Raw genomic sequence first — 23,582 nt, forward strand, 5'->3', positions numbered from 1 at the left:
AGAACAGGAATCCCTTTGCCCTCCACCGCCGCCTTGGCAACTCTCTCCGACTCCGAGCGCATGGCCGATCCCAACTGGTGGCGCCAAGCGGCCGTGTACCAGATCTACCCGCGCAGTTTTTCCGATGCGAACGGCGACGGCCTGGGTGATATCAAAGGCATTACCGCCAAGGTGCCGTACTTGAAGGCACTGGGGATCGACGCCGTCTGGTTGAGCCCGTTCTACCCCTCGGCCCTGGCTGACGGCGGCTACGACGTGGACGACTACCGCAACGTTGACCCGAAGCTGGGCACGCTGGCCGACTTTGATGAGATGGCGGCCGCGCTGCACGCTGCGGGCATCAAATTGATCGCGGACATCGTCCCAAACCACTCCTCGGACCGGCACGAATGGTTCAAGGAGGCGCTGGCTTCCCCCAAGGGCTCGGCTGCCCGTGAACGCTACATCTTCCGCGACGGCCTCGGCGAGAACGGCGAACTGCCCCCGGCGGACTGGGACTCGATCTTCGGTGGCCCGGCCTGGGAGCGCATCACCGAACCGGACGGTACACCCGGACAGTGGTACATGCACATCTTCACCAAGGAGCAGCCGGACTTCAACTGGGACAACCCAGAGGTCCGCGAGGACTTCCTGAAGACCCTGCGCTTCTGGTCCGACCGTGGCGTGGACGGCTTCCGCATCGACGTCGCCCATGCCCTCACGAAGGACCTGCCGGAGGTGCTGCCCTCGAAGACCGAGTTGCCCAAGGAAGGCGACAACGCCTTGGGCGCCCACCCTTTCTGGGACCGCGACGAGGTGCACGAGATCTATTCCGAGTGGCGCAAGCTCTTCAATGAGTACAACCCGCCGCGCACCGCCGTGGCCGAAGCCTGGGTGCACGCCGACCGCCGCGCCCGCTACGCCAGCCCTGACGGACTGGGCCAGGCCTTCAACTTCGACCTCCTCAAGGCCGATTTCGACGCCGCCCAATTCCGCAGCATCATCACCAAGAACCTTGCCGAGGCTGCAGCGTCCGGCGCCTCCTCCACGTGGGTCTTCTCAAACCATGACGTGGTCCGCCACGCTACCCGCTACGGCTTGCCCCAGGGCGGCGGCCGCGACGGCGAGGGCCAGGACGGCAAGGGATGGCTGCTCGACGGCGGTCTGGCCGTCGACGTCGACGCCGAGCTCGGCTTGCGCCGTGCCCGCGCCGCGTCGCTGCTGATGTTCGCCCTGCCGGGCTCCGCATACTTGTATCAGGGCGAAGAGCTTGGCCTGCAGGAAGTCGGCGACATCGTGGATTCCGAGCGCCAGGACCCGGCGTTCTTCCGTAACCCGGGCGTGGATGTTGGCCGTGATGGCTGCCGTGTGCCGCTCCCGTGGACCAGTGAAGGTTCTTCCTTCGGCTTCGGCGACGGACATGCCCACTTGCCGCAGCCTGAATGGTTCGCCGGCTACGCCGTGGAGGCGCAGGACAAGGTTCCGGGCTCCACGCTGGAGCTGTACCGCAAGGCCTTGGAGCTGCGGTCGGAGCTGCAGGCGGCAGAGGACCTAGAATGGATTCCTTCCAGCAACGAGTCGGTGCTGCACTTCGTGCGGCCCAACGGCTGGCAATCGGTGACGAACTTCGGCACGGAGCCCGTGGCACTTCCGGAGGGCACCGTCGTCGTGAGCAGCGCACCGCTCGACGGCGGCAAGCTCCCGGCAAACACGACCGCTTGGATCGTCTGACCCCTGACCGCTGACCCAACTAGCTCGCAGTTAACGTCGTTTTGAAGGCTCAAAACGACAACAACTGCGAGCTAGTTGCATGTGAAAGAGTTGGAAAATGACTGCAACGAATGAAACTGCAAACAGCCGGCTCATCTACGGCTGCATGGGCCTTGGCGGGCCCTGGGAAGGCAACGAGTACGGTAGCGCCTACGTTGATCAGGCCGCGGAAGCGATCGACGCAGCGATGCGGATCGGGATCACGCTGTTCGACCACGCCGACATCTACCGCAGCGGCAAGTCCGAGGCCGTGTTCGGCGACGTGCTGGCCCGGACCTCAGGGCTGCGTGAAAAGATCCAGCTGCAGACCAAGTGCGGAATTCGGCTCAGCCAGCCAGGAGTCCAAGGACACTACGATCTGAGCAAGGGCGCCATCCTGGAACGGGTCAACGGAAGCCTTCAACGGCTGAGGACCGATTACGTCGACGTGCTGCTCCTCCACCGCCCGGACCCCCTGATGGAACCCGCAGAGGTGGCGTCCGCCGTCGGGCAGCTCATGGCGGAAGGCAAGGTCCGGCAGCTTGGGGTGTCCAACATGTCCGGAGCCCAGATCGCCTTCCTCCAGGACAGGCTGGAGACCCCCATCATCGCCAACCAGTTGGAGATGAGTCTTCACCGGCGCGCCTGGCTCGAGAGCACCGTCCTGGTCAACCATGACGACGCCCTCGGCTACGGTTTCCCGCACGGCACCTTGGAGCACTGCGTCAGCCACGGGATTGAGCTGCAGGCCTACGGCTCCCTCGCCCAGGGCCGGTACACGGGTTCGACGCCGGATGCCCCGACTGCCGCCGACACCGAGACTGCCGCGTTGGTCGCCAAGCTTGCGGAAGAGAAGGGTGTTACTCCTGAGGCCGTGCTGCTGGGCTGGCTCATGAAGCACCCTGCCCGCATTTCCCCGGTGTTGGGCAGTTCCAACCCGACGCGGATTGCGGCCTGCGCGGACGCCGTCGCCGTCGCTGCAGCCATGACTCGGGCCGAGTGGTACGGCCTGTGGGTGGCTGCGCGGGGAAAGAGTGTTCCCTAAGCGCGTTAAGCCCAACTAACTCGCAGTTGTTGTCGTTTTGAGGCTTCATAACGACAACAACTGCGAGCTAGTTGGGTTGGTTCTGCCTGTCACAATCGTTTTGTTCGTATTGATGCTCACACCTGCGCCCGATTCTTAGCGTTCCTGGCGGCTGGCCGGATACGGTAGATACATGACGTCTAGCACCGCCGCCGAGTCCATTCGGTCCACCCGCAGAATTCCCGCCGACATTGCCCGCTCCTGGCTCCTCGTGAACGCCATGAAGACGGAACTTTTCGACCAGTCGGCCTCATCGCGCGCGGACGCCATCATCCTTGACATCGAAGACGCCGTGGACCCGTCCCAGAAGGACATTGCCCGCGGCAACGTCATCAATTGGCTGACCGCCGGTGGCCAGGCCTGGGTCCGGATCAACGACGCCACGAGCCCGTTCTGGGCCGATGACCTCGCCGGTCTGCGTGGCACCCCCGGCCTGTTGGGAGTCATGCTGGCCAAGACCGAGTCCGCGGACCAGGTCACGGAATCCTTCCACCGCATGGACGGCAAGACGCCGGTTGTCGCCCTCGTGGAGTCGGCCCTCGGCATCGAGGAAGCCAACCACATCGCCCGGGCCCAGGGTGCCTTCCGCCTGGCCTTCGGTTCGGGCGACTTCCGCCGGGACACTGGCATGGCCGCCACCCCTGAGGCGATGGCCTACCCCCGGGCCAAGCTGGTTGTCGCCAGCCGTGTGGGCAACCTCCCGGGCCCCATCGACGGCCCGACCGTCGGCACCAACCACCCGATCCTGCGCGAGCAGACCGGGATCACGGTGACCATGGGCATGACCGGCAAGCTCTGCCTGGCCATCGACCAGACCACCGTCATCAACGAGGTCATCAGCCCCACGCCGTCGGACGTCGCCTGGGCAACAGACTTCATGAACGACTTCGAAGCAAACGGCAGGGTCATCCGCGACGGTTCCGACCTCCCTCGACTCGGCCGCGCTGAAAAGATCATGAAACTCGCCGTGGCCTTCGGGGTCCAGCCCTCCCTGTAAGTCGGGAAGCGAGCGTGCTCATGTCGAGACGCTCGCTCACTTATGTCCGGCTTTTTCAGGACGCTCGCTCACAAACAAGCCCAACCGACGGGATCCTCCTGCAGATGATCTGAGCGAGCGTCCGACCACAACCGTTGATATGTGAGCGAGCGTCGGAAGGCCACCGGACGCCGTCGAACGCTACGGTGGACACCTCGACGGCGTTCTGTCGCCGACGGCGCTCCCGTCCACCGACGCTCGCTCACTTTTGTCGGGTTCTGACCAGGCGCTCGCTCACTTTTACCGGATTTTCTCCTGCCGTCCGTGTAAGGGTATCGGGAGCGAGTGACCTAAACTTGGGTGGTGCTGAACGAATTCTGGGCCACGGCCTCCACCACCTACAAGACGCTGGTTTTCAGTGCGATGGGGCTTATCGCCGTCGGAATCATCCTGACGATTGTCGGCAACACCTCACATAACCAAGGCCTTGCGGTAGCCTCGCTGGCCGTGATCGGGCTCGGCCTGGTTCTGCATGTAGTGGGCATGGTGGTCCGCGGGCAGCAGATCCGCAAAGGTTTGAAGAAGAAGTAACCCAGCCACGATCCTGACCGGAGTGTAGCGATGACCGAGCATGCCGTAGTGATCGTCGGAGCAGGTCCCGCAGGGTTGATGTTGGCCGGAGAGTTGGCATTGGCGGGCGTCGACGTCGCTATTGTCGAGCGGCGTGCAAACCAGGATCTCGCCGGCTCACGTGCAGGCGGTTTGCACTCACGCACCATCGAGGTCCTCGATCAGCGTGGAATTGCTGATCGGTTCCTGTCGGAGGGGCAGGCGGCGCAGGTCGCGGGATTCGCCGGGGTCCGCCTGGACATCAGCGACTTTCCCACACGTCACAACTACGGGCTCGGGCTGTGGCAGAACCATATCGAGCGCATACTTGCCGGCTGGGTCGGCGAGTTGGCGGTGCCCATCTATCGCGGACGTGAGGTGACCGGTTTCGCACAGGATGGCACCGGCGTCGACGTCGAGCTGTCCGACGGCCGGCCGTTGCGGGCCGAATACCTCGTCGGGTGCGACGGCGGACGCAGTCTGGTCCGTAAAGTAGCCGGCATCGAGTTCCCGGGATGGGATCCGACCACCAGCGCCCTGATCGCCCAGGTCGAGATGGCCGAGCAGCCGCCACTGGGTGTCCACCCCAATCCTTTCGGAATCCACTCCTTCGGCAAGTTGGAGTACAAGATTCACGACGGCAAGGTGGTCTACCTGGATGGTGGGCCCGTAGGCGTCATGGTGACCGAACAGAACGTCGGACCCGCCACAGAACCGACCCTCCAGGATCTGAGCGATGCACTCATCGCCGTATGCGGGACGGATTACGGGATCCACAGTCCTATCTGGATCTCCAGATTCACCGATATGACCCGGCAGGCCGCGAGCTACCGCGACAGACGAGTCCTTCTCGCCGGCGACGCGGCACACGTGCATGCCCCGGACGGCGGACAGGGCCTCAACACCGGTGTGCAGGACGCGGTGAATCTGGGATGGAAGCTGGCCCAGGTGATCAAGCGGATATCCCCGGAAAGCCTCCTCGATACCTACCATGCCGAGCGTCACCCGGTGGCTGCGCGCGTGCTGCGCAACACAATGGCGAGTGTTGCGCTTCGCCGCCCCGACGAACGCACGAAGGCCGTGGGAGAAACCATCTCCGAGTTGCTGGGCATGGATGAGCCGCGCAGACGATTCGCCGCGATGATGTCGGGCTTGGACATTCACTACGACCTCGGCGAAGGACACCCGCTGCTCGGGCGCCGCATGCCAGATCTCGAACTGGTGACCTCCGATGGCCCGCTGCGGGTCTTCACCCTGCTTCACGAGGCCCGTCCGGTGCTCCTCAACCTCGGTGAGCCAGATGGCGTCGACATCACTCCATGGGCAGATCGGGTTCAGCTGATCGGTGCCACATACCGTGGTGTGTGGGAGCTTCCGGCACTCGGCGCGGTCACTGCTCCGACCGCCGTGTTGGTTCGGCCCGACGGATATGTGGCCTGGGTCGGAGACGGTACCCAGCTGGGCCTCGCCGACGCGCTGGCCACGTGGTTCGGACCGCCTACCGCGGCGTAGTGCGCCGGTTTCGACGATCAGTCTGTTAGGTGGAGACACGTCCCGGGCCGATAGGGTTGGACCATGACATCACATCCGGTTAATCCGAACTTGCTGGGCCGCAGCTACCCTGCCGCAGAGGTGTACGACGTCGGCCGCGAAAAGATCCGGGAGTTCGCCCGGGCCGTGAAAGCCACCCACCCCGCCCACTTCGACGTCGAAGCCGCCAAAGCCCTCGGGCACAGCGACCTCGTCGCCCCGCCGACCTTCGCCATCATCGTTGCCCAGCGGGCCGATGCCCAGCTGATCGAGGACCCCGATTCCGGGATTGACTTCAGCCGCGTGGTCCACGCAGACCAGCGCTTCACGCACCACCGCGCGATTGTTGCCGGAGACCAGTTGCGGGCCGAGCTGCACGTCGACGGCGTCCGCGCCATGGGCGGCGGGGCCATGATCACCACGCGTTCGGAAATCTTCGCTGTCAGCGAGGACAACCAGCGCGAAAGGGTCGCCACCACCACCTCGTCCATCCTGGTCCGCGGAGAGGGACAGTAGCCATGAGCTTGAAACTCGAAGAACTCACCGTCGGGCAGGAAATCGGTACCCGCAGCATCGAGGTCACCCGCCAGGACCTGGTCAAATACGCGGGCGCGTCCGGCGACTTCAACCCGATCCACTGGAACGAATCCTTCGCCACCGGCGTCGAACTTCCCGGAGTCATCGCCCACGGCATGTTCACCATGGGCTCCGCAGTGCAATTGGTGAGCGACTGGGCCGGCGACCCTGCCGCCGTCGTCGACTACCAGACGCGCTTCACCAAACCGGTGCTGGTCGCCGACACCACTGGCACGAGCGAGCCCGGCGCGGTGATTGAGGTTTCCGGCGTGGTGGGAGCGCTCGACGCCGATTCCCGCACCGCCCGCATCGACCTGACCGTCACCTTTGGCGGCCAGAAAGTCCTGATGAAATCCCAGGCCGTCGTGAAGCTCGCTTGAGCAGGCTGCAACAGTCAGCACCACGCGCCACCGCGGCGGAATTGTCGCGGTGGCGCAATGCTGTTGTGGTCGCGTACGGCGCAAGCGGCCTGGCATTCTCTTCCTGGGTGTCCAGGTTGCCGGCGATCCGCGATGGACTGAACCTGACACCTGGCACTGTCGGCCTCCTGTTGATGTGCATGACGGTGGCATCGTTCGTTTCCGTGTCCGCATCCGGAGTGATCGTGATCCGGCTCGGATCACGGTTGACCACCCGGATCGGCGGCGCCATGGTGGGCGTCGGCCTGGCGGTCGCCGGTTTTGGCACGTCCGTGCTGGCAAACCCGGTGGTGGTGGCGGCCGGGCTCATGGTGATAGGCCTCGGCACAGCCAGCTGGAACACGGCATCCAATGTAGAGGGAGCGTCGCTGGAACGCGCGCTTGAACGGCACATCATGCCGCGTCTCCATGGATCCTTCAGCCTGGGCACCGTTGCGGGCGCAGGGCTCGGAGCCTGGGCAGCTGCCGCCGGACTACCGGTCTTTTGGCATTTGGCTGCGGCCGGCCTGGTGGTCGCCGTCTCCGTAGTGACCGCGGCCGCCTGGTTCCGAGCGGACGCCGCGCGCCATTCCACAGGACGAGGTACCGCAAAGGCCTTCAAGCCCGAAAAGCCGGACACGTTTGAAGATCCTTCAACCGGCCCCTTGCCCATCATCCAGCCCGGCAAGCAGAAACCGGCCGAACCGCTGGACAGCAAACGCATGGTGGCCCGGGCATGGCGCGAACGCCGGACCCTCTTGCTCGGCTTGCTCGTCCTGGGGCTCGCCCTGGCAGAAGGCGCAGCGGGGGATTGGGTGGCCTTGGCGTTGGCCGATGGCCATGGTCAATCCGATGCGGCCGGAGCCGTGGGTTATGGAATCTTCGTGACGTTCATGACAGTGGGACGCTTTGCCGGGACGGTGGTCTTGGACCGCTTCGGACGCGTTCCGGTGATGCGTTGGTGTTCGGCCACGGCCGTGGTCGGCCTGGCGTTGTTTGTCTTCTCGCCGGTGCCGTGGCTGGCCTTCGTGGCACTGGCCATCTGGGGGCTCGGTGCCTCCTTGGGCTTCCCGGTGGGCATGTCGGCCGCCGCGGACGATCCAGCGCACGCCGCGGCCCGGGTTTCCGTTGTGTCCACGATTGGCTATGGGGCTTTCCTTTGCGGTCCGCCGCTGTTGGGGTTGCTGGCGGAGCACTTCGGCATCCTGCATTCCTTGCTCGCCGTCCTTGTCCTGCTCGTCGCGAGCTTCTTACTGGCGCCCGTCTCGCGGAAGCGCGCCCCTGAGTCGGCCAGGGCGGGCAATCCCCGCTAGGCTTGTTTGGTGACCCAGACGATGCTCTCCGAACTGACCACGGCCGCCGTTGGTGGCCCTGCCGGCACCTTTGTGGAAGCCCGAACCGAAGAGGAAATCATCGACGCCGTCCGTTCGGCAGATGCGGCCGGCGACAACCTGCTCATCATCGGTGGCGGGTCCAACCTGCTGATCTCCGACGCCGGATACCCAGGCACCGTGCTCAAGATCGCGTCGCAGGGATTCACCGTCAACTCGGAGGATAGTTGCGGAGGAGTCTCTGTGGTGGTCCAGGCGGGGCACAATTGGGACGCCCTCGTGGAGCACTCCGTGTTGCACGCGTGGTCCGGGCTGGAAGCCCTCTCAGGCATCCCCGGCGCCACGGGTGCCACTCCCGTGCAGAACGTGGGCGCCTACGGTGCAGATGTCTCCCAGACCATCGCGGCCGTCCGTACCTGGGACCGCGAACGCAACGCCGTGCAAACCTTCACCAACTCAGAGCTCAAGTTCGGCTACCGGGACTCCATCCTCAAACAGACCACTGCCGAGGGCTCACCCCGTTACGTGGTGTTGACGGTTGAATTCCAGCTGCCGCTCGGACGCATGAGCGCCCCCATCCGGTACGCAGAGCTGGCCCGGTCCCTCGGGGTTGAGGCAGGGAAGCGCGCATACTCCAACGATGTCCGGCGTGAAGTCCTGCGTCTGCGTGCCTCCAAGGGCATGGTCCTCGACGCTTCGGACAGGGACACGTATTCCACCGGTTCCTTTTTCACCAACCCGATTGTTTCGGCCGCGGCGGCTACATCTTTGCCTGACGGGGCGCCGCAGTACCCGGCTGGAAACGATGGCCTCGTGAAGCTGTCGGCAGCTTGGCTGATCGACCACGCCGGCTTCGGCAAAGGCTTCGGGCTCGACCCCGCGAGCGTGTCCGGCGGACGTGCCTCGCTCTCCACCAAACACACCCTGGCCATCACCAACAGGGGAGGGGCGAGCGCAGAGGACCTGATCGCGATCGCGCGCGAGGTGCGCCGCGGCGTCGTCGAGCGCTTTGGCATTGAACTGCATCCGGAGCCGCTACTGATCGGTTTGACCCTTTAGGGCCTGCGAGGAAGCTCTCAGCGCTTTCCGGTCGGAAGCACCTTGTTGAGCAACAGGAACGTCAGTCCGCAGCTTGCCGCCCCCAAAAGGAAGATCTGGCTGAACGCTATGCTCTGCGGCGACGGGCCGCCGGGCGAAATCCAGCCCGCGGCAGCGAAGCCTATAACGCCGAGCAGCATGACCACGGCGGCAAACAGGAAGCTGCGCACCTGATCTGCGGCGCCTGCCTGGAACCCCGATTCGGGATCGTCAGCCGGCTCGCCCGACGACGGCTGGCACGCGGCGGCAAGGCCGAGGAAGAGGGCTGCGGCGCCGGTGGCGGCGAGGCCCACCTCTTGGACGGTCTGCATGGATGGCGACAATCGCACTCCAGCACCGACGGCTATGGCCAGTCCGCAGACAAGCCCGACGGCGGCAGCGCACCAGCCTGCGGCCGCTAACCGCCGGCTGAGCGGCCGCAGCAGCGGACCCAAATCACCGAACAGCATTCCTTCAGAGTAGGAGAGGCTGCTGGAAGGCTCCTGTGAGCGGGATGGAAGTTCCTCGTGCCGTTATTGCGGACCGAAGCTGTCCGCCGTGCGTCCTATGATGGGGCCATGATAGCTTCGGCGAAGATCCGCGTCACCCCCAAAATCATGGGTAGGCTGCGCCTGGCCAGCCAGGGTTTGCTCGGTGGATTCAGCAGCGTGGAGGAATGCGTGTCCCGGATGGGCGCCATGCAGGCTCAAGACCTCGCCTCGGGGTTCTGGGCGGTGGGGCAGCGAGTCCCCGGTTCCGGCCTCTCGAATGTGTTGGAAGCGCTGGAGAACGGCACAGTGGTCCGGTCCTGGCCCATGCGGGGCACGCTGCACCTGGTTCCACCGCGGGACTTGCGCTGGATCCTTGCCATCACTACGGATCGGTCCATGCGTTCAGTTGCCGCACGGCACCGGGAACTCGGCATCGAAGAGGCCGACGTTGCCACGTGCCGGGATCTTGTCCTTGACCGCGTGGCTGGCAGTCCAGGCGCCACACGCGAGGAACTTTTCAAGATCTTCGAATCCGCAGGCCAAGTGACCACCGCCCAACGCGGCATCCATTTGCTCTGGATTCTGTGCCAGAACGCATGGCTGGTCCAGGGACCTCCGGCGGGCACCGCAGGTAAAGCGCTCGGGCAGCAACTGTTCGTGGCCTTCGATGAGTGGATTCCGGAATCCAGGGCGTTGGGTCGTGAAGAGGGGATTGCCGAGTTCCTGCTGAGGTACTTACGCAGTCACGGACCTGCCACGCTCCTCGATTTCGCGTGGTGGACGCAGATCCCCAAAGCCGACGTCCGGGCAGCCCATGAAGCTATTCGCGGTCAACTTGTTGAGTTGGTCTTCCGGGGAACGTCCTATTGGCTGTCGCCCGAGACGGCAGCACTGCTCGACGACGGCGTTCCGGGCTCGCGCAAGCTCCTCGCCTTGCCCGGATTCGATGAATTCCTGCTGGGGTATACGGACCGCAGCCTTGTCCTGCCCCCGGAGCATTCCCAGAAGGTCGTCCCGGGCGGCAATGGTGTTTTCAAGCGGATGATCGTATCCGGCGGCGAAGTGGTGGGCACCTGGTCCCGCAGCGGCACCGGCCGGACCGCCGTCGTCGTGCCCGAACCGTTCGCCACTGAAGGCCTGGCTCCGGCGGCCAGGCGTTCCTTTGAGCTCCAGGCGGCGAAGTACCTGAGGTTCATGGAGAGTTGAGCGCACTCAACTGTCCCCACCGCCACCCTCGCCTCGCAAGCTCGGCCAGGGAACCCTGGCGGCGTGGGCCCAGCAGTTGATGTCGTTATGAGCGCACAAAACGACATCAACTGCGAGTCAGTTGATGAAAGTAGGAGTCCTAGAGGGTGCCGGTAGCGATCTTCAGCATGCGGCGCAGCGGCTCGGCTGCACCCCAGAGGAGCTGATCGCCCACGGTGAAGGCGCTGATGTACTCGGGGCCCATCTCGAGCTTGCGGATACGGCCTACAGGGATCTCCAGGGTGCCTGAGGCAGCGACCGGGGTGAGGTCCGACATGGAGGCTTCCTTGGTGTTAGGCACCACTTTGGCCCATTCGTTGTCAGCGTCCAGGAGCCTTTCGATTTCAGCGACGGACAGGTCCTCGCGCAACTTGAGCGTCAGTGCCTGGGAGTGGGAGCGCATGGCGCCGATACGGACACAGAGGCCATCCATGACCACATAGTCCCTGCCGGTGCCGTTGCCAGTGCCGAGGATCTTGTTGGTTTCCACCCCGGCCTTCCACTCTTCCTTGGACTGTCCGTTGCCGAGGTCGGCGTCGATCCACGGGATCAGGGAGCCGGCCAACGGCACGCCGAACTGGGTAGCGTCGACGCCGGAGCGCTGGGTAGCCAGCACCTTGCGGTCGATTTCGAGAATCGCCGAGGCGGGATCATCCAGTTCGCTACTGACTTCGTTGTTGAGGGTGCCGAACTGGTTGAGCAGTTCGCGCATGTGGCGGGCACCGCCGCCTGAGGCTGCCTGGTAGGTCATGGAGGTACCCCATTCGACCAGGTTGTTCTTGAATAGGCCGCCGAGGCCCATGAGCATGCAGGAGACGGTGCAGTTGCCGCCGATGTAGTCCTTCACGCCGCCGGACAGGCCTGCGTCGATGACGTCGCGGTTGATGGGGTCCAGGACAATGATGGAGTCGTCGTTCATTCGCAGCGTGGACGCGGCGTCGATCCAAAGCCCGTCCCAGCCGCGGCTGCGCAGCTCGCTGTGGACTTGCTTGGTGTAGTCGCCGCCCTGGGCGGTGACAATAATCGGCAGCTTGGCAAGCGTCTCAATATCGAACGCGTTCTCGAGTTTGCCTGCGCCATCAGCAAATGACGGCGCGGCACCCCCAGCGTTCGAGGTGGAGAAAAATACCGGGTTGATGTTGGCGAAGTCGCCCTCTTCCTGCATGCGGTGCATCAGGACGGAGCCGACCATGCCACGCCAACCGACCAGTCCAACGGACGGATTAGCTGCTGTAGTCATTGGACTAGTCTAGACTTTCGCGGCTCCCGGCTCCTGTCGGTTACGTCACGACCCGACTGACTGGCAGCAGGTGTCGTTTTGACGCCTCGAAACGACAACTAGTGCGAGTTACTTGGGCGAGTTGTCGGGTTCTTCCAGGAGGGCCGCCTTCCGGGCGCGCAGGGCGTAGAAGGCGCCAAAGGCGAAGACCTGGGTTACCACCACCAGGACGACAATCCCCAGGATCTTGTTGCCACCCAGGATCATGGTGAGGCCGAGGATCGCGGACAGCAGCGCGAACAGTGGCAACAACATGTAGCCAAGCACGAACAAGGTCTCAGGTTTTTTCAGCATTCTCAGTCTTCCGTCCGGCGCCATGTGGCGATCCGGTAGTTGGTACCGTTCTTGGAGGTGAGCCAGCCTTCTGCAGGCTGCGTCGACTCAAGATTCCAGGCCCCGTCGAACTCCGGCGCGAAAGTGTCGCCGTCGATGTCGGAATCGATGACCGTGACGACGGCGACATTCGCGATGTCCATGGACTGCCGGTAAATTTCGCCGCCACCAATGATCCAGACATTCTGGCCACCTGGTGCGAACTGGGACTCGAGCAAGGCGGCGTCAAGAGAGGAGACGACGACGGCGCCACTTGCGTCGGGCGAGTCCGACCAGCCCTGTTGCCGGGTCACCACGATATTGGTCCGGCCGGGCAAGGGGCGGTACTTCGTGGGGAACGACTCCCAGGTTTTGCGGCCCATGATGACCGGATGTCCTGTTGTCAGCGTGCTGAAGTGCTTCAGATCTTCGGGGACGTGCCAGGGCATGGTCCCGCCCTTGCCGATCACGCCGCTGGCTGTTTGCGCCCACACGAGGCCGATGTCCGTCATCGCTTCCCCGGCCTCCTCGGAGGAAGGCGTCTCCGCGGGGGGCGTTTCCTGGGTGCTCATACGGCCACAGGCGCTTTGATGGAGGGGTGGTGGCGGTACCCGACTACCTCGAAGTCCTCGAAGGTGTAGTCGAAGATTGAGTCCGGCTTGCGGTTGAAACGCAGTTTCGGATACTCGTAGGGCTCCCGGGAGAGTTGCTCCGTGACTTGCTCCACGTGGTTGTCATAGACGTGGACATCCCCGCCGGTCCAGACGAAGTCGCCGGGCTCAAGGCCCAACTGCTGGGCCACCATGCAGGTCAGCAATGCATAGGAAGCGATGTTGAAGGGGACCCCAAGGAACATGTCAGCCGAGCGCTGGTACAGCTGGCAGGACAACTTGCCGTCGGCAACATAGAACTGGAAGAACGCGTGGCACGGCGGCAAGGCCATGTCCTTGATTTCGGAAACATTCCAGGCCGAGACGATGTGGCGGCGGGAATCAGGGTTGGCTGCCAGGCCCTTCATGAGCTCGGCGATCTGGTCGATGTGCGCGCCATCGGGGGTCGGCCAGCTGCGCCACTGCACGCCGTAGACCGGGCCGAGTTCGCCGTCGGCGTCTGCCCATTCATCCCAAATGGTGACGCCTTGTTCCTGGAGCCACTTGACATTGGATTCGCCGCGGAGGAACCACAGAAGCTCCAGCGCGAGCGATTTGAAGTGCACACGCTTGGTGGTCATGAGCGGGAAACCCTCGCTCAGATCGAAGCGCAACTGGCGGCCGAAAACGCTCCGCGTGCCGGTGCCCGTGCGGTCCGACTTGTGCGTGCCGTTGGCCATGACGTCGCGCAGGAGGTCTTCATATGGGGTTGGGATGCTCACGCACCCAGCTTACTGGAGTCAGTCGTCGAAGGGCTTGATCTGCTCCACGGCCACAACGCGCTGGCCGTTTCCACGGGCCACGTAGCACACGATCATCTCACCGGGGACCAAATACGGATCCTGGACAGGCAGGAACTCGTGAAGTTCCGGGCCCATGCGCTCGCCGAGCTTCTTCAAAATGGTGGGCAGCGCCGGCCTGTGGGTACACAAGGCAACCGCGCGCTGCTTGTCGAACAAGCCCTCGACGACGGCTGACGTCTTCTTCGGGCTCCGCTGGTGATTGTGCTCCGTCAGGGCCTCCACAAGTTTCACCTTGGCTCCGGCCGCCTTGGCGTACGGCGCGATGGTGGATACGCACCTTGCCCACGGACTGCTCACGATCCGGAGGGGCTTCCACACGCCCAGAAGCCGCTCTACCGCCAGCGCCTGCCGCAGGCCTGTGGCCGCCAGGGGCCTGCTGCCTTCGGCTTTGGTCCAGGAAGACCGTGGCTTGGCCTTGGCATGCCGCACCAGAATCAGCGGCCACGTCTCCAACTCGGCGTTCAAGTGGGCCTTTGCCAGCGCCTGCAGCGGGCTCACATCGGTGGGGTTGCTCAAAAACCGGGCAGCCTTGTCCGGCGCGGCCCACATGTAGGCGTCCACTTCCTCGCCATCCGGCTTGACGACGGAGCCGTTGACTTGTGTGGCCCAGTAGTGCACCACTTTCAGTCCCGCTGCCACGTGGTAGTGCGTTGGCGGCAAAGGGATTCCGAGGGCGGCATCGAGGCCGATTTCTTCCCGGATCTCGCGGACGGCGCATTCCGGGATGGTTTCCCCGGCGTCGAGCTTCCCTTTGGGCCAGGACCAATCGTCATACTTGGGCCGATGGATCAGCAGGACCTCAAGGGATCCCTTGGTGACGCGCCAAGGAATCGCGCCGGCCGCCGTGACGGCGATCGGCTCCCCGGGATAATCGGTTTGATCCGCAATGGGTGTGTCGCTCTTCAACTTTTTCTCTGCCTACCGCCGGGCAACTGCACGTTGGCGGGACCGTGAGGCAAGCAACCAGGACTGAATGTCCAATAGCGGTGTGCCGTCTTCGGCCTGGTGGAACCTGGTCCAGTGACCTTCGTTGTCGAGATGCCAACTTGCCGTGCCCGGGTCCATGTATCGGCGCAGAAGGTCCATGACCTCGGCTGTGTCTTCGCGGTTGGAGAGCTGCACCAAGGCTTCGACCCGACGGTCGAGGTTACGGTGCATCATGTCGGCGGAGCCGATGTAGACCACGGGGTCGTTGGCATTCGCGAAGGCAAACACGCGTGAGTGCTCCAGGAAGCGGCCCAGGACGGAACGAACCGTGATGTTTTCGCTCAGTCCAGGCACTCCGGGGCGCAGCGAGCATATGCCACGGACAATGACATCGACCTTTACCCCGGCCTGCGATGCGCGGTAGAGGGCGTCGATGGTGGCTTCGTCCACCATCGAGTTGACCTTGATCTGGACCTTGGCAGCGATTCCTGCGCGGGCGTTGCGGATCTCGGTCTCGATCCTGTCGATCAGCCCCGACCGTACCGAGCGCGGCGCCACGAGAAGCCGCTTGAACGTGGACTTAGGAGCGTATCCGGAGAGCTGGTTGAAGAGCTTGGACAGGTCCTCGCCCACCTGCTCGTTCGAGGTCAGCAGGCCCAGGTCCTCGTAGTAGCGGGCCGTGCGCGGGTGGTAGTTGCCCGTTCCGATGTGGCAGTAGCGGCGCAGTCCATCCACTTCCTGGCGGACGACGAGGGACAGCTTGCAGTGCGTCTTGAGTCCCACGATGCCGTACACAACGTGCACGCCGGCCTGCTCCAACTTGCGGGCCCAGGAGATGTTGGCCTGCTCGTCGAATCGGGCCTTGATCTCTACGAGTGCCAGGACCTGCTTGCCGGCCTCGGCGGCGTCGATCAGGGCGTCAACGATAGGCGAGTCTCCGGAGGTGCGGTACAGGGTCTGCTTGATGGCCTGGACCTTGGGGTCGGCGGCTGCCTGCTCCAGGAAGGCCTGGACCGACGTCGAGAACGAGTCGTACGGGTGGTGCAGCAGGATGTCGCGGCGGCGCATGGCCGCGAAGACGTTGGCGGCCTTGGACGTCTCGGATTCGTTCAAGTACCGCGAGGTGTGGGGCACGTGCTTCGGGTAGTGAAGGTCGGCGCGGTCGATTCCACCGATGACCGAAAGTCCACGGAGGTCCAGGGGCGCGGGAACGGAGTAGACCTCGGATTCCTCGACGCCGAGTTCCCGCACCAGGAGCGCGCGGATGTTCGGGTTGATATCCGTGGTGACCTCGAGCCGGACGGGCGGGCCGAAGCGGCGGCGCAGCAATTCCTTCTCAAGAGCCTGCAGGAGGTTCTCGGCGTCGTCTTCTTCAACCTCAACGTCCTCGTTGCGGGTGACGCGGAAGCTGTGGTGCTCCATGACTTCCATGCCGGGGAACAGCTTGTCCAGGTGAACCGCAATAACCTCTTCGAGGGCGATGAAGCGTGCCACCCGGCCCGGGACGGCGCCGGCCCGAGGGCCATCGATCGAGACAAGGCGGGGCAGCTGGTCCGGAACCTTGACCCGGGCGAACAGTTCCTTGTCGCTGACGGGGTTGCGGACAATCACTGCCAAGTTCAGGGAAAGGCCGGAAATGTAGGGGAACGGGTGGGCGGGATCGACGGCGAGGGGGGTGAGGATCGGGAAGACCTTCTCGCCGAACATGATGCTCAAGCGCTGCTGCGCTTCGTCGTCAAGCTCGTCCCAGCGCATCAGGTGGATGTGCTCGTAGGCCAAAGCGGGGCGGATCTGCTCGGCAAACACCCTGGCATGCCGTTCTTGCAGCTTGTGGGCGGCCTCGCCGATCTGCTCGAGGACTTCGATGGGGCTCAACCCGGCGGGGGAGGGCACCGCGAGCCCGGTGGCGATGCGGCGCTTCAGGCCCGCAACGCGCACCATGAAGAATTCATCCAGGTTTGAGGCAAAGATCGAGAGGAAGTTGACACGCTCCAGCAGGAAAAGATCCGGGTCCTCGGCGAGTTCAAGAACGCGCGAGTTGAAGGCAAGCCAGCTGAGTTCGCGGTCCAGGAAGCGGTCGGGGGTAATGTCGCCTTCCGGTTCCAGGGAAGGGGCAAATTCCGGAATGTCGATGCGGTCCTGAGTGGCCCGCGCCGCCGGGACTTCGGAAGAACCGAAGCGCGGAGGCAAGGTTGCGCCCTTGACATCGGTTCTGGTCATTCCGACCGGGTCCGGATTCATCAGGCTCTCCTTCGTTCAGCGCGGGGGTCTGCTTCAACCCTACAAGGATTCCACGTGCCGGAATCCTAGATGTCCTAACCTTTCAGATGCGCCTTGGTTTCTGGCTACTTCCGGGCCAACGGCGCATACATGACATCGACGTCCCAGCGCACGAAGCCCAGCTTCTGGTAAAGGGCAACCGCGGCGGTGTTGTCGGCATCCACGTACAACATCACGGAGTGAAGTTCGTGGCTCTGGAGGTGCCTGATCCCGGCGACAGTGAGCGCCTTGCCAAGCCCCAAGCCTTGGGCCGCGGGCGTCACACCTACTACATAGACCTCTCCGATCGCCGGATGGGGTCCTTGCCGTGGGTGCACCTTGGTCCAGTGAAAGCCGAGCAATTCCCCGGCTGTGTTCACGGCCAGCAGGAAGCCCTCGGGGTCAAACCAGTCCTCAGCCATGCGGGCGTCGAGGTCGGCCCTGGTCAGGGAGCCCTGCTCGGGATGATGCGCAAAAGCTGCCCTGTTGGCAGCCAGCCAGGCGGACTCATCCTGCCCCGGCACAAAGGCGCGCAGCGAGACTCCCTCGGGCAGGCCGGCGTCGGGCAGTTCCGCCGTGGAGGACATAAGCCGCATCTTCCACAGTTCACGCACCGGACCGTAGCCGTAGCGGGCGGCGAGGTCCGCCGCGGCCTCATGGTTTCCGTGGGACCAGGCGTTCAGCCATGAAAGCCCGCGGCCATCGCGGAGCGCGTCCAACAGCCTGCCGGCGACTCCCTGGTTGCGGTAACTGGGGTGAACGGCCATTTCCAGGACCCCGGTCCCGTCGTCCGCTTCAACGACGACGGCGATTCCCGCCAGATCCTGGCCGCTTGCGGGATCGGACTGCTCGTCCGGGGCATACAGGGCCAGCGTGAGCAACGAGTGGTCACCGGCGTCGGCTCCACGCAGCATGACCAAGGTTTGTTCGGACAAAGGGGGATTGCCGTCCGACTCCTCCGCGGCTGCGGCGAGAGACTTGATGTCTCTCAACAACTCGCGATCCGAGGCGCCTTTGACGACGAGGACGGGCCAGTTCTCCGGGTGCGCAGGGCTCATGTTGCAAGGCTATACGTCCGTGGCCGGTTTGGCGGGATGGATTTTGCGGGCACTCCCTCGGCCGTGTAAGGTCTATAACTCGTCCGGCTTTGAGAAGCTGGAAGCGAGGGGGATCCACCAGTGGGGTGGCCGCGATACGTTCGACCCGTATGTCCTCCACTCAAGCTGACAACCGGCGCAAGCCGGGAACAGTCGGCAAACGAAAGGCCCGGACTCAGTGAGTCCGGGCCTTTCTTTTGCTGGGGAAACTCAGGCTTCAGTGAGTTCATCTTCTTGCAAACGGACCAGTGTCAGCCGATAACCAACGTTGCGTACCGTGCTGATCAGGTTTTCGTGGTCCACGCCCAGCTTTGCACGCAGGCGCCTCACGTGGACGTCCACGGTGCGGGTGCCTCCGTAGTAGTCGTAGCCCCATACTTCCGTGAGGAGCTGCTGGCGCGTGAAGACCCTGCCCGGGTGCTGCGCCAGATACTTTAAGAGCTCGAATTCCTTGAAGGTCAGGTTGAGCGGCTGTCCGTTCACCCGTGCTGTGTAGCTCGCTTCGTCAATCACGACGCCGGCCGCACGGATTTCGGTGTTGGTTTCCTCTTCGCCGGGGACTGCGCGCGCCATGGCCAGGCGGATCCGGGCCTCGACTTCGGCCGGCCCCGCAGAATCGAGGACGATGTCATCCACGGACCATGCAGAGGAGACGGCAGCCATGCCGCCTTCAGTGAGGATCAGGATGAGGGGGGCGCTCAGGCCCGTGGCCTTGAGCAATTGGGTCAAGGAGCGGGCCCCGACAAGGTCCTTGCGGGCATCAAGGAAAACGACGTCGGTGGGATCGGTTTCGAGCAGTGCCGTCGGTTCTGCCGGAAGGATGTGGACCCGGTGGTTCAAGAGTTCCAAGGCAGGCAGGATGTCTACCGACGACCCGGTGCTGTTCGTCAGGAGCAGGATGTGCGACATAGTTCCTCCAATGGGCGGTCCGCGCATCATCGGGCGTCTGAACCGGGTTTCCACCGGCCGGTAGCTGCTCAAGGGGCGAGGTTCCGTTGTAACGGAAGCGTTGCAACAAGAAGCGCTGTTGACAACCGAGTATACCTAAAGGCCCCTCCAACGTCAGGGATTCGTGACACCTTCAACCCCTGTTTGCGACATATTTCGGCCGCATAAGGCAGGATTGGCAAGAGGTTGGTCGCAACCTGGAACGAAATGGGGGCCCGCGGGGACCCCATGAGGTCGAGGGCACAGCGAGGTCGAGGACACAGTGAGGTCAGGGGCACAGTGAAGTCTTGGAGTATCGGGGTGGTCGGCCTCGTGGCCCTCGCGGTTATCGTGGCCAGCACATACGGTCCCCCGGAAGGATTGGTGAGCGTCGGAATCGCGGCGGCGGCCGCCGTCGGCATCGGATGGCCCCATTTTCTAGCGGTTCCCGCCAAAAAGACCCTGGCCGCGGTGATCGGGCTGAGCGGTGCCGCTTCAGCCTTGGCCGCCGGTTTCATTACGGCGCCCGGCTTCCTCGACGCGACTCCCGCCTTCATTGCGGCCGGTGTGATCGCCGTGTTCGTCGTGCAACTGATCCGTGGAACGGGTCAAGCCCAGCGGCTTGAATCCACCCTCGGCAGTTGCGCAGGCGTGTTGTTGAGCTGCCTCGGAGCAGGCTGGATCGCGGGTTCACGGTTCAACGGGATCAAGGAAATGGTGCTGGTTGCCGGCCTCAGTGCCGCCGTTGCCCTTCTCGCCGGACTCCTGCGCTGGCCGGACCGGGTCGTGGCGCCTTTGGGCATCGTCGCGGCCGGATTGGTGGCTCCGTTGGCCGGCCTGGTGTTCTCGAATATTTCGATTGTGCCCGCGATCGTCGTTGGCGTCGTCATCGGCTCGATCTTGGTCAGTTTCCGCCGGATGGTCACGCTGCGGCTCGGCCGCCTGAACTTCCCGGCCGTCCTGGGAATGGGCGTCGCGCCCGTCTGGGCGGTTGGTGCCTTGTGCTACTTCATCGACAAACTACTCATCTACTAACAGTTAGGATGGCATCATGTCCGTACTTGCATTTGAAATCTTCTTCCTTGTCCTCCTCGGCTTGGCAAGCCTCTCGATGGCGTGGTTTGCCGGTTTTGTCGTTTACCGTCTCTTCAAGGGCCAGAAGTAGAGCTCCGACCGCTTTTGATCAACTTGTACCTTCTGGTCCACTGAGGTAGTTGCTGTGCCCATCGAAATCCCTTCAGACCTGACACCCGAACTGGTACCCCTTTCCTGGCTCATTGGTGAGTGGGAAGGCCTGGGACGGCTTGGAAGCGGCGACGAAGACTCGGATCATTTCATCCAGCACGTCTCCTTCACGCACCACGGCCTGCCTTACCTGGAGTACCGCGCCGAAAGCTGGCTCAGCGACGAGGACGGCACCAAGCTGCGGCCCCTGACGGTGGAGACCGGCTTCTGGGCGCTGGAGCGGAAAATGATTGACGCCGACGGCGGTCCGGGCCTGATCCCCGCGGATATTGTCCCGGCGTTGAAGACTGCCGACGACGTCGAGGCCCACCGGAACGCTGACGGCGGGTTCGATATCTCGGTCTCGATCGCCCACCCCGGCGGCATCAGCGAGCTCTACTACGGCCAGATCAAGGGGCCGCAGATCCAGATGAGCACAGACATGGTGATGCGTGGCGGCCACTCCAAGGAATACACTGCGGCCACACGCATTTTCGGTCTGGTAGACGGCAACCTGCTGTGGCGCTGGGATGTGTCTATTCCGGGGAAGTCGCTCGAGGCCCATGCTTCGGCTTTTCTGAACAAGCTCTCCTAGGAGAGCCGGTTCGCTAGCTTCAAGTCTCATTGAGCTTCAAGGTCCACCGAAAAAAGGTCTCACCGAACGTCCCGTTTCGCAGCTCGATCCAACAAAGGAGCAGCACGTGAACGAAGCAGCAAAACCTGCCAGCTATGACGATCTCAAGGCTGTGTTCTTCAACGGGACGCTCAAGCCATCCCCACAGGTGAGCAATACCGACGGCCTGATATCCATCAGCCGGGGCATCATGGAGAAGCAGGGCGTCAGCACGCGGGTGATCCGCACGGTGGACCACGACATTGCCGCCGGAGTGTATCCCGACATGCGCGAACACGGCTGGGCCACGGACGAATGGCCGGAACTTTATCCGGCGGTGCTGGAAGCCGACATCGTGGTGGTGGCCGGCCCCATCTGGCTCGGCGACAACTCCTCCCAGACCAAGAAGCTCATCGAACGTCTCTACGCCCATTCGGGCCAGCTCAACAGCAAAGGCCAGTGGGCCTACTATCCGAAAGTCGGCGGCTGCCTGATTACCGGCAACGAGGACGGCATCAAACATTGCGCCATGAACGTCCTGTACAGCCTTCAGCATGTCGGTTTCACCATTCCGCCACAGGCTGATGCCGGCTGGATCGGCGCCGTCGGTCCTGGCCCAAGCTACCTCGACGAAGGATCCGGCGGCCCTGAGAGCGACTTCACCAACCGGAACACCACGTTCATGACCTGGAACCTGCTCCACTACGCGCGGATGCTCAAGGACGCGGGTGGGATTCCCGCCTACGGCAACCTCCCGGAGGAGTGGAAAGCCGGCACACGCTTCGATTTTGAAAACCCGGAATACCGCTGAGCCCCAAGGACTTCTACTACATATGACTTACAAGAGCCCCCTATTGTCGCGCCCCGGAGCTGTAGAAGGCGGCGGCGAGGACTCCGGCGTCGCGGCCCATTACGGCGAGCCTCTGCGGGAGCAGCGCGCGCTGGCCGCCGGCACCGCCGTCGTCGATCTTTCCTATCGCGGGGTTGTCACGGTCACCGGACCGGACCGTCTCAGCTGGCTCAACACGCTGTCCTCGCAGCAACTGACTAGCCTTCAGCCTGGCGTCTCAAGTGAGCTGCTGCTCCTCACCATCCAGGGCCGCATCGAGTTTGATGCCCGCGTGGTGGACGACGGCGAAACCACCTGGCTGTTGGTCGAAGCCGCCGAGGCTGCCCCGCTGGCCGAGTGGCTCAACAAAATGCGATTCATGTTGCGGGTCGAAGTGGCTGACGTATCGGCCGATTGGGCCGTCGTCGGTTCCACCAAGGCCGTCGACGCCTGGTCCGGACGGCTCGTTTGGGAAGACCCGTGGCCGCATATCGGCGTCGGCGGCTATTCCTACAGCGTGGTGGAGGAAAGCTCCCATCCCGGCCTTGAGCGTCCCTGGTTCGAGTACCTCATTCCCGCGGGCGAGCTAGAAGCGGCCGTTGAAGGCATGGCCCTCGCTGGCTCGTTGGCCGCGGAGGCGCTCCGCATTGCCGCCTGGCGTCCACGCCTCGGCGCGGAGACGGACGAGAAGACCATCCCGCACGAGCTCGATCTCCTGCGGACATCGGTCCATTTGAACAAGGGCTGCTACAAGGGGCAGGAAACCATCGCCCGCGTCCACAACCTGGGACACCCGCCCCGGCGGCTTGTCTTCCTGCAACTGGACGGCTCGCAGCACACCCTCCCGGCGGCAGGCAGCGTCGTATTTGCCGGGGAACGCAAGGTGGGTACGCTGACTTCCGTGGCCCAGCACTTCGAAATGGGAGCAGTCGGGCTCGCGCTCATCAAGCGGTCTGTGGATCCGCATGAAGTACTGACAGTCCTGGATGGTGAGGAACCCTACCCGGCCGCCCAGGAAGTAATCGTTGCGCCCGACGCCGGACAGGTGGTGGGACGCCAAACCGGATTCCTGAAGGGACCCCACCGATGAGCGAAACAACGGGCGCTGAAGCCCAAGCAACGGGTGCCGATGACGAGGCCATTGCCTTGGCGCATACGTTGCTCGATGCCGCCCGGGAGGGCAACTCCGAGCTCTTGCGCAGCTACCTCAATGCCGGTGCGCCGGCTGGAATGAGCAACGCCGCGGGTGATTCACTCCTGATGCTGGCGGCGTACCACGGCCACCCTGAGACCGTTCAGCTTCTGCTCTACCATGGTGCCGACGCGAACGCCGCGAACGACCGCGGCCAGACCCCGCTGGCAGGCGCAGTTTTCAAGGGTTACACGGAAGTAGCCCGGGTGCTCATTGACGCCGGAGCAGATCCCGACGCCGGAGTCCCCACAGCGCGCGACGCCGCAAGGATGTTTGCCCGCACGGAGATTCTCGCACTGCTCGGATAGGCCAGGGATGGCCGGTCAGCAGGCCGGCACAGGGCAGCAGGGTCTTGCTTGCGCTTGTTGGCTGTCTCGTGGCGGCCGCTTTGCGATCTATTATTCCATGTGGAATAGTTGTTGTGG

24 protein-coding genes are annotated in these 23,582 nt (G+C 63.8%); 15 read left to right on the plus strand and 9 right to left on the minus strand.

Annotation, left to right across the window (positions count from 1 at the left end):
* Positions 1-15: 15 nt before the first annotated feature.
* The 9 genes from OOZ51_RS09765 (at position 16) to OOZ51_RS09805 (ending at position 9,291) form a co-directional block, all read left to right on the plus strand.
* Positions 16-1,710, plus strand: coding sequence for a glycoside hydrolase family 13 protein (locus tag OOZ51_RS09765; protein ID WP_265979223.1), 1,695 nt, complete (start codon positions 16-18; stop codon positions 1,708-1,710).
* A 97-nt stretch (positions 1,711-1,807) separates the two neighbouring features.
* Complete coding sequence (locus OOZ51_RS09770; protein WP_265979225.1) at positions 1,808-2,773, plus strand: aldo/keto reductase; 966 nt, start codon at positions 1,808-1,810, stop codon at positions 2,771-2,773.
* Between the two features lie 172 nt (positions 2,774-2,945).
* The gene (locus OOZ51_RS09775; RefSeq protein ID WP_265979227.1) at positions 2,946-3,809 is read left to right on the plus strand and encodes an HpcH/HpaI aldolase/citrate lyase family protein; all 864 of its coding nucleotides are present in this window, start codon (positions 2,946-2,948) and stop codon (positions 3,807-3,809) included.
* Between the two features lie 342 nt (positions 3,810-4,151).
* Positions 4,152-4,379: a DUF3188 domain-containing protein gene (locus tag OOZ51_RS09780; protein ID WP_265979229.1), complete on the plus strand. Its 228-nt coding sequence runs from the start codon at positions 4,152-4,154 to the stop codon at positions 4,377-4,379.
* Between the two features lie 30 nt (positions 4,380-4,409).
* Positions 4,410-5,909, plus strand: coding sequence for an FAD-dependent monooxygenase (locus OOZ51_RS09785; protein WP_265979231.1), 1,500 nt, complete (start codon positions 4,410-4,412; stop codon positions 5,907-5,909).
* 63 nt (positions 5,910-5,972) lie between these two features.
* Positions 5,973-6,443: an FAS1-like dehydratase domain-containing protein gene (locus tag OOZ51_RS09790; protein ID WP_265979233.1), complete on the plus strand. Its 471-nt coding sequence runs from the start codon at positions 5,973-5,975 to the stop codon at positions 6,441-6,443.
* A gap of 2 nt (positions 6,444-6,445) precedes the next feature.
* Positions 6,446-6,883: a MaoC family dehydratase gene (locus OOZ51_RS09795; RefSeq protein ID WP_265979235.1), complete on the plus strand. Its 438-nt coding sequence runs from the start codon at positions 6,446-6,448 to the stop codon at positions 6,881-6,883.
* Entirely contained in the window at positions 6,880-8,214 is a 1,335-nt protein-coding gene (locus tag OOZ51_RS09800; protein ID WP_265979237.1) for an MFS transporter, read from the plus strand. Before OOZ51_RS09795 ends, OOZ51_RS09800 begins: the two co-directional genes overlap by 4 nt.
* 9 nt (positions 8,215-8,223) lie before the next feature.
* Positions 8,224-9,291, plus strand: a complete 1,068-nt coding sequence (locus OOZ51_RS09805) for a UDP-N-acetylmuramate dehydrogenase (RefSeq protein ID WP_265979239.1) — start codon at positions 8,224-8,226, stop codon at positions 9,289-9,291.
* 17 nt (positions 9,292-9,308) lie between these two features.
* Here OOZ51_RS09805 and OOZ51_RS09810 read toward each other — a convergent pair whose 3' ends face one another.
* A complete protein-coding gene (locus OOZ51_RS09810) occupies positions 9,309-9,779 on the minus strand; it encodes a hypothetical protein (protein WP_265979241.1) in 471 nt (156 codons plus the stop codon).
* Between the two features lie 108 nt (positions 9,780-9,887).
* On the opposite strand from OOZ51_RS09810, the gene OOZ51_RS09815 reads away from it, so the two are divergent.
* The gene (locus OOZ51_RS09815) at positions 9,888-11,006 is read left to right on the plus strand and encodes a winged helix DNA-binding domain-containing protein (protein WP_265979243.1); all 1,119 of its coding nucleotides are present in this window, start codon (positions 9,888-9,890) and stop codon (positions 11,004-11,006) included.
* Positions 11,007-11,145: 139 nt separating this feature from the next.
* Here the strand turns inward: OOZ51_RS09815 and asd are convergent, their stop codons facing one another.
* The 8 genes from asd to OOZ51_RS09855 form a co-directional block, all read right to left on the minus strand.
* Positions 11,146-12,285, minus strand: a complete 1,140-nt coding sequence (asd, locus tag OOZ51_RS09820; RefSeq protein ID WP_265979245.1) for an aspartate-semialdehyde dehydrogenase — start codon at positions 12,283-12,285, stop codon at positions 11,146-11,148.
* Between the two features lie 108 nt (positions 12,286-12,393).
* Positions 12,394-12,618: an NF038396 family protein gene (locus OOZ51_RS09825; RefSeq protein WP_265979247.1), complete on the minus strand. Its 225-nt coding sequence runs from the start codon at positions 12,616-12,618 to the stop codon at positions 12,394-12,396.
* 2 nt (positions 12,619-12,620) lie between these two features.
* A complete protein-coding gene (locus tag OOZ51_RS09830; RefSeq protein ID WP_265979249.1) occupies positions 12,621-13,208 on the minus strand; it encodes a dihydrofolate reductase in 588 nt (195 codons plus the stop codon).
* Positions 13,205-14,008 carry a thymidylate synthase gene (locus tag OOZ51_RS09835; protein ID WP_323054725.1) on the minus strand — a complete coding sequence of 268 codons (804 nt, stop codon included), beginning with the start codon at positions 14,006-14,008 and terminating at the stop codon, positions 13,205-13,207. The genes OOZ51_RS09830 and OOZ51_RS09835 overlap by 4 nt, the downstream gene beginning before the upstream one ends.
* An 18-nt stretch (positions 14,009-14,026) precedes the next feature.
* Positions 14,027-14,995 (minus strand): NUDIX hydrolase, encoded by a 969-nt coding sequence (locus OOZ51_RS09840; RefSeq protein ID WP_265979251.1) that lies wholly within the window; start codon positions 14,993-14,995, stop codon positions 14,027-14,029.
* A gap of 12 nt (positions 14,996-15,007) precedes the next feature.
* Positions 15,008-17,257 carry an RNA degradosome polyphosphate kinase gene (locus tag OOZ51_RS09845; protein WP_265979253.1) on the minus strand — a complete coding sequence of 750 codons (2,250 nt, stop codon included), beginning with the start codon at positions 17,255-17,257 and terminating at the stop codon, positions 15,008-15,010.
* Between the two features lie 104 nt (positions 17,258-17,361).
* Positions 17,362-18,333 (minus strand): mycothiol synthase, encoded by a 972-nt coding sequence (gene mshD / locus OOZ51_RS09850; RefSeq protein ID WP_265979256.1) that lies wholly within the window; start codon positions 18,331-18,333, stop codon positions 17,362-17,364.
* A 249-nt stretch (positions 18,334-18,582) separates the two neighbouring features.
* The gene (locus tag OOZ51_RS09855) at positions 18,583-19,281 is read right to left on the minus strand and encodes a winged helix-turn-helix transcriptional regulator (RefSeq protein WP_265979258.1); all 699 of its coding nucleotides are present in this window, start codon (positions 19,279-19,281) and stop codon (positions 18,583-18,585) included.
* 318 nt (positions 19,282-19,599) lie between these two features.
* On the opposite strand from OOZ51_RS09855, the gene OOZ51_RS09860 reads away from it, so the two are divergent.
* The 5 genes from OOZ51_RS09860 to OOZ51_RS09880 all read left to right on the plus strand — a co-directional run bounded on the left by OOZ51_RS09860 (position 19,600) and on the right by OOZ51_RS09880 (position 23,465).
* On the plus strand, positions 19,600-20,334 hold the full coding sequence (locus tag OOZ51_RS09860) for a permease (protein ID WP_265979260.1): 735 nt from the start codon (positions 19,600-19,602) through the stop codon (positions 20,332-20,334).
* A gap of 184 nt (positions 20,335-20,518) precedes the next feature.
* Positions 20,519-21,118, plus strand: coding sequence for a nitrobindin family protein (locus OOZ51_RS09865; RefSeq protein ID WP_265979262.1), 600 nt, complete (start codon positions 20,519-20,521; stop codon positions 21,116-21,118).
* A 106-nt stretch (positions 21,119-21,224) separates the two neighbouring features.
* A complete protein-coding gene (locus OOZ51_RS09870; protein WP_265979264.1) occupies positions 21,225-21,947 on the plus strand; it encodes a flavodoxin family protein in 723 nt (240 codons plus the stop codon).
* A 22-nt stretch (positions 21,948-21,969) separates the two neighbouring features.
* Positions 21,970-23,055: a CAF17-like 4Fe-4S cluster assembly/insertion protein YgfZ gene (gene ygfZ / locus OOZ51_RS09875; RefSeq protein ID WP_265979266.1), complete on the plus strand. Its 1,086-nt coding sequence runs from the start codon at positions 21,970-21,972 to the stop codon at positions 23,053-23,055.
* Positions 23,052-23,465 carry an ankyrin repeat domain-containing protein gene (locus OOZ51_RS09880; protein ID WP_265979268.1) on the plus strand — a complete coding sequence of 138 codons (414 nt, stop codon included), beginning with the start codon at positions 23,052-23,054 and terminating at the stop codon, positions 23,463-23,465. Before ygfZ ends, OOZ51_RS09880 begins: the two co-directional genes overlap by 4 nt.
* Positions 23,466-23,582 lie beyond the last annotated feature (117 nt).

The sequence above is a fragment of the Arthrobacter rhizophilus genome (genome assembly GCF_026241105.1).
Classification (GTDB): Bacteria; Actinomycetota; Actinomycetes; order Actinomycetales; family Micrococcaceae; genus Arthrobacter.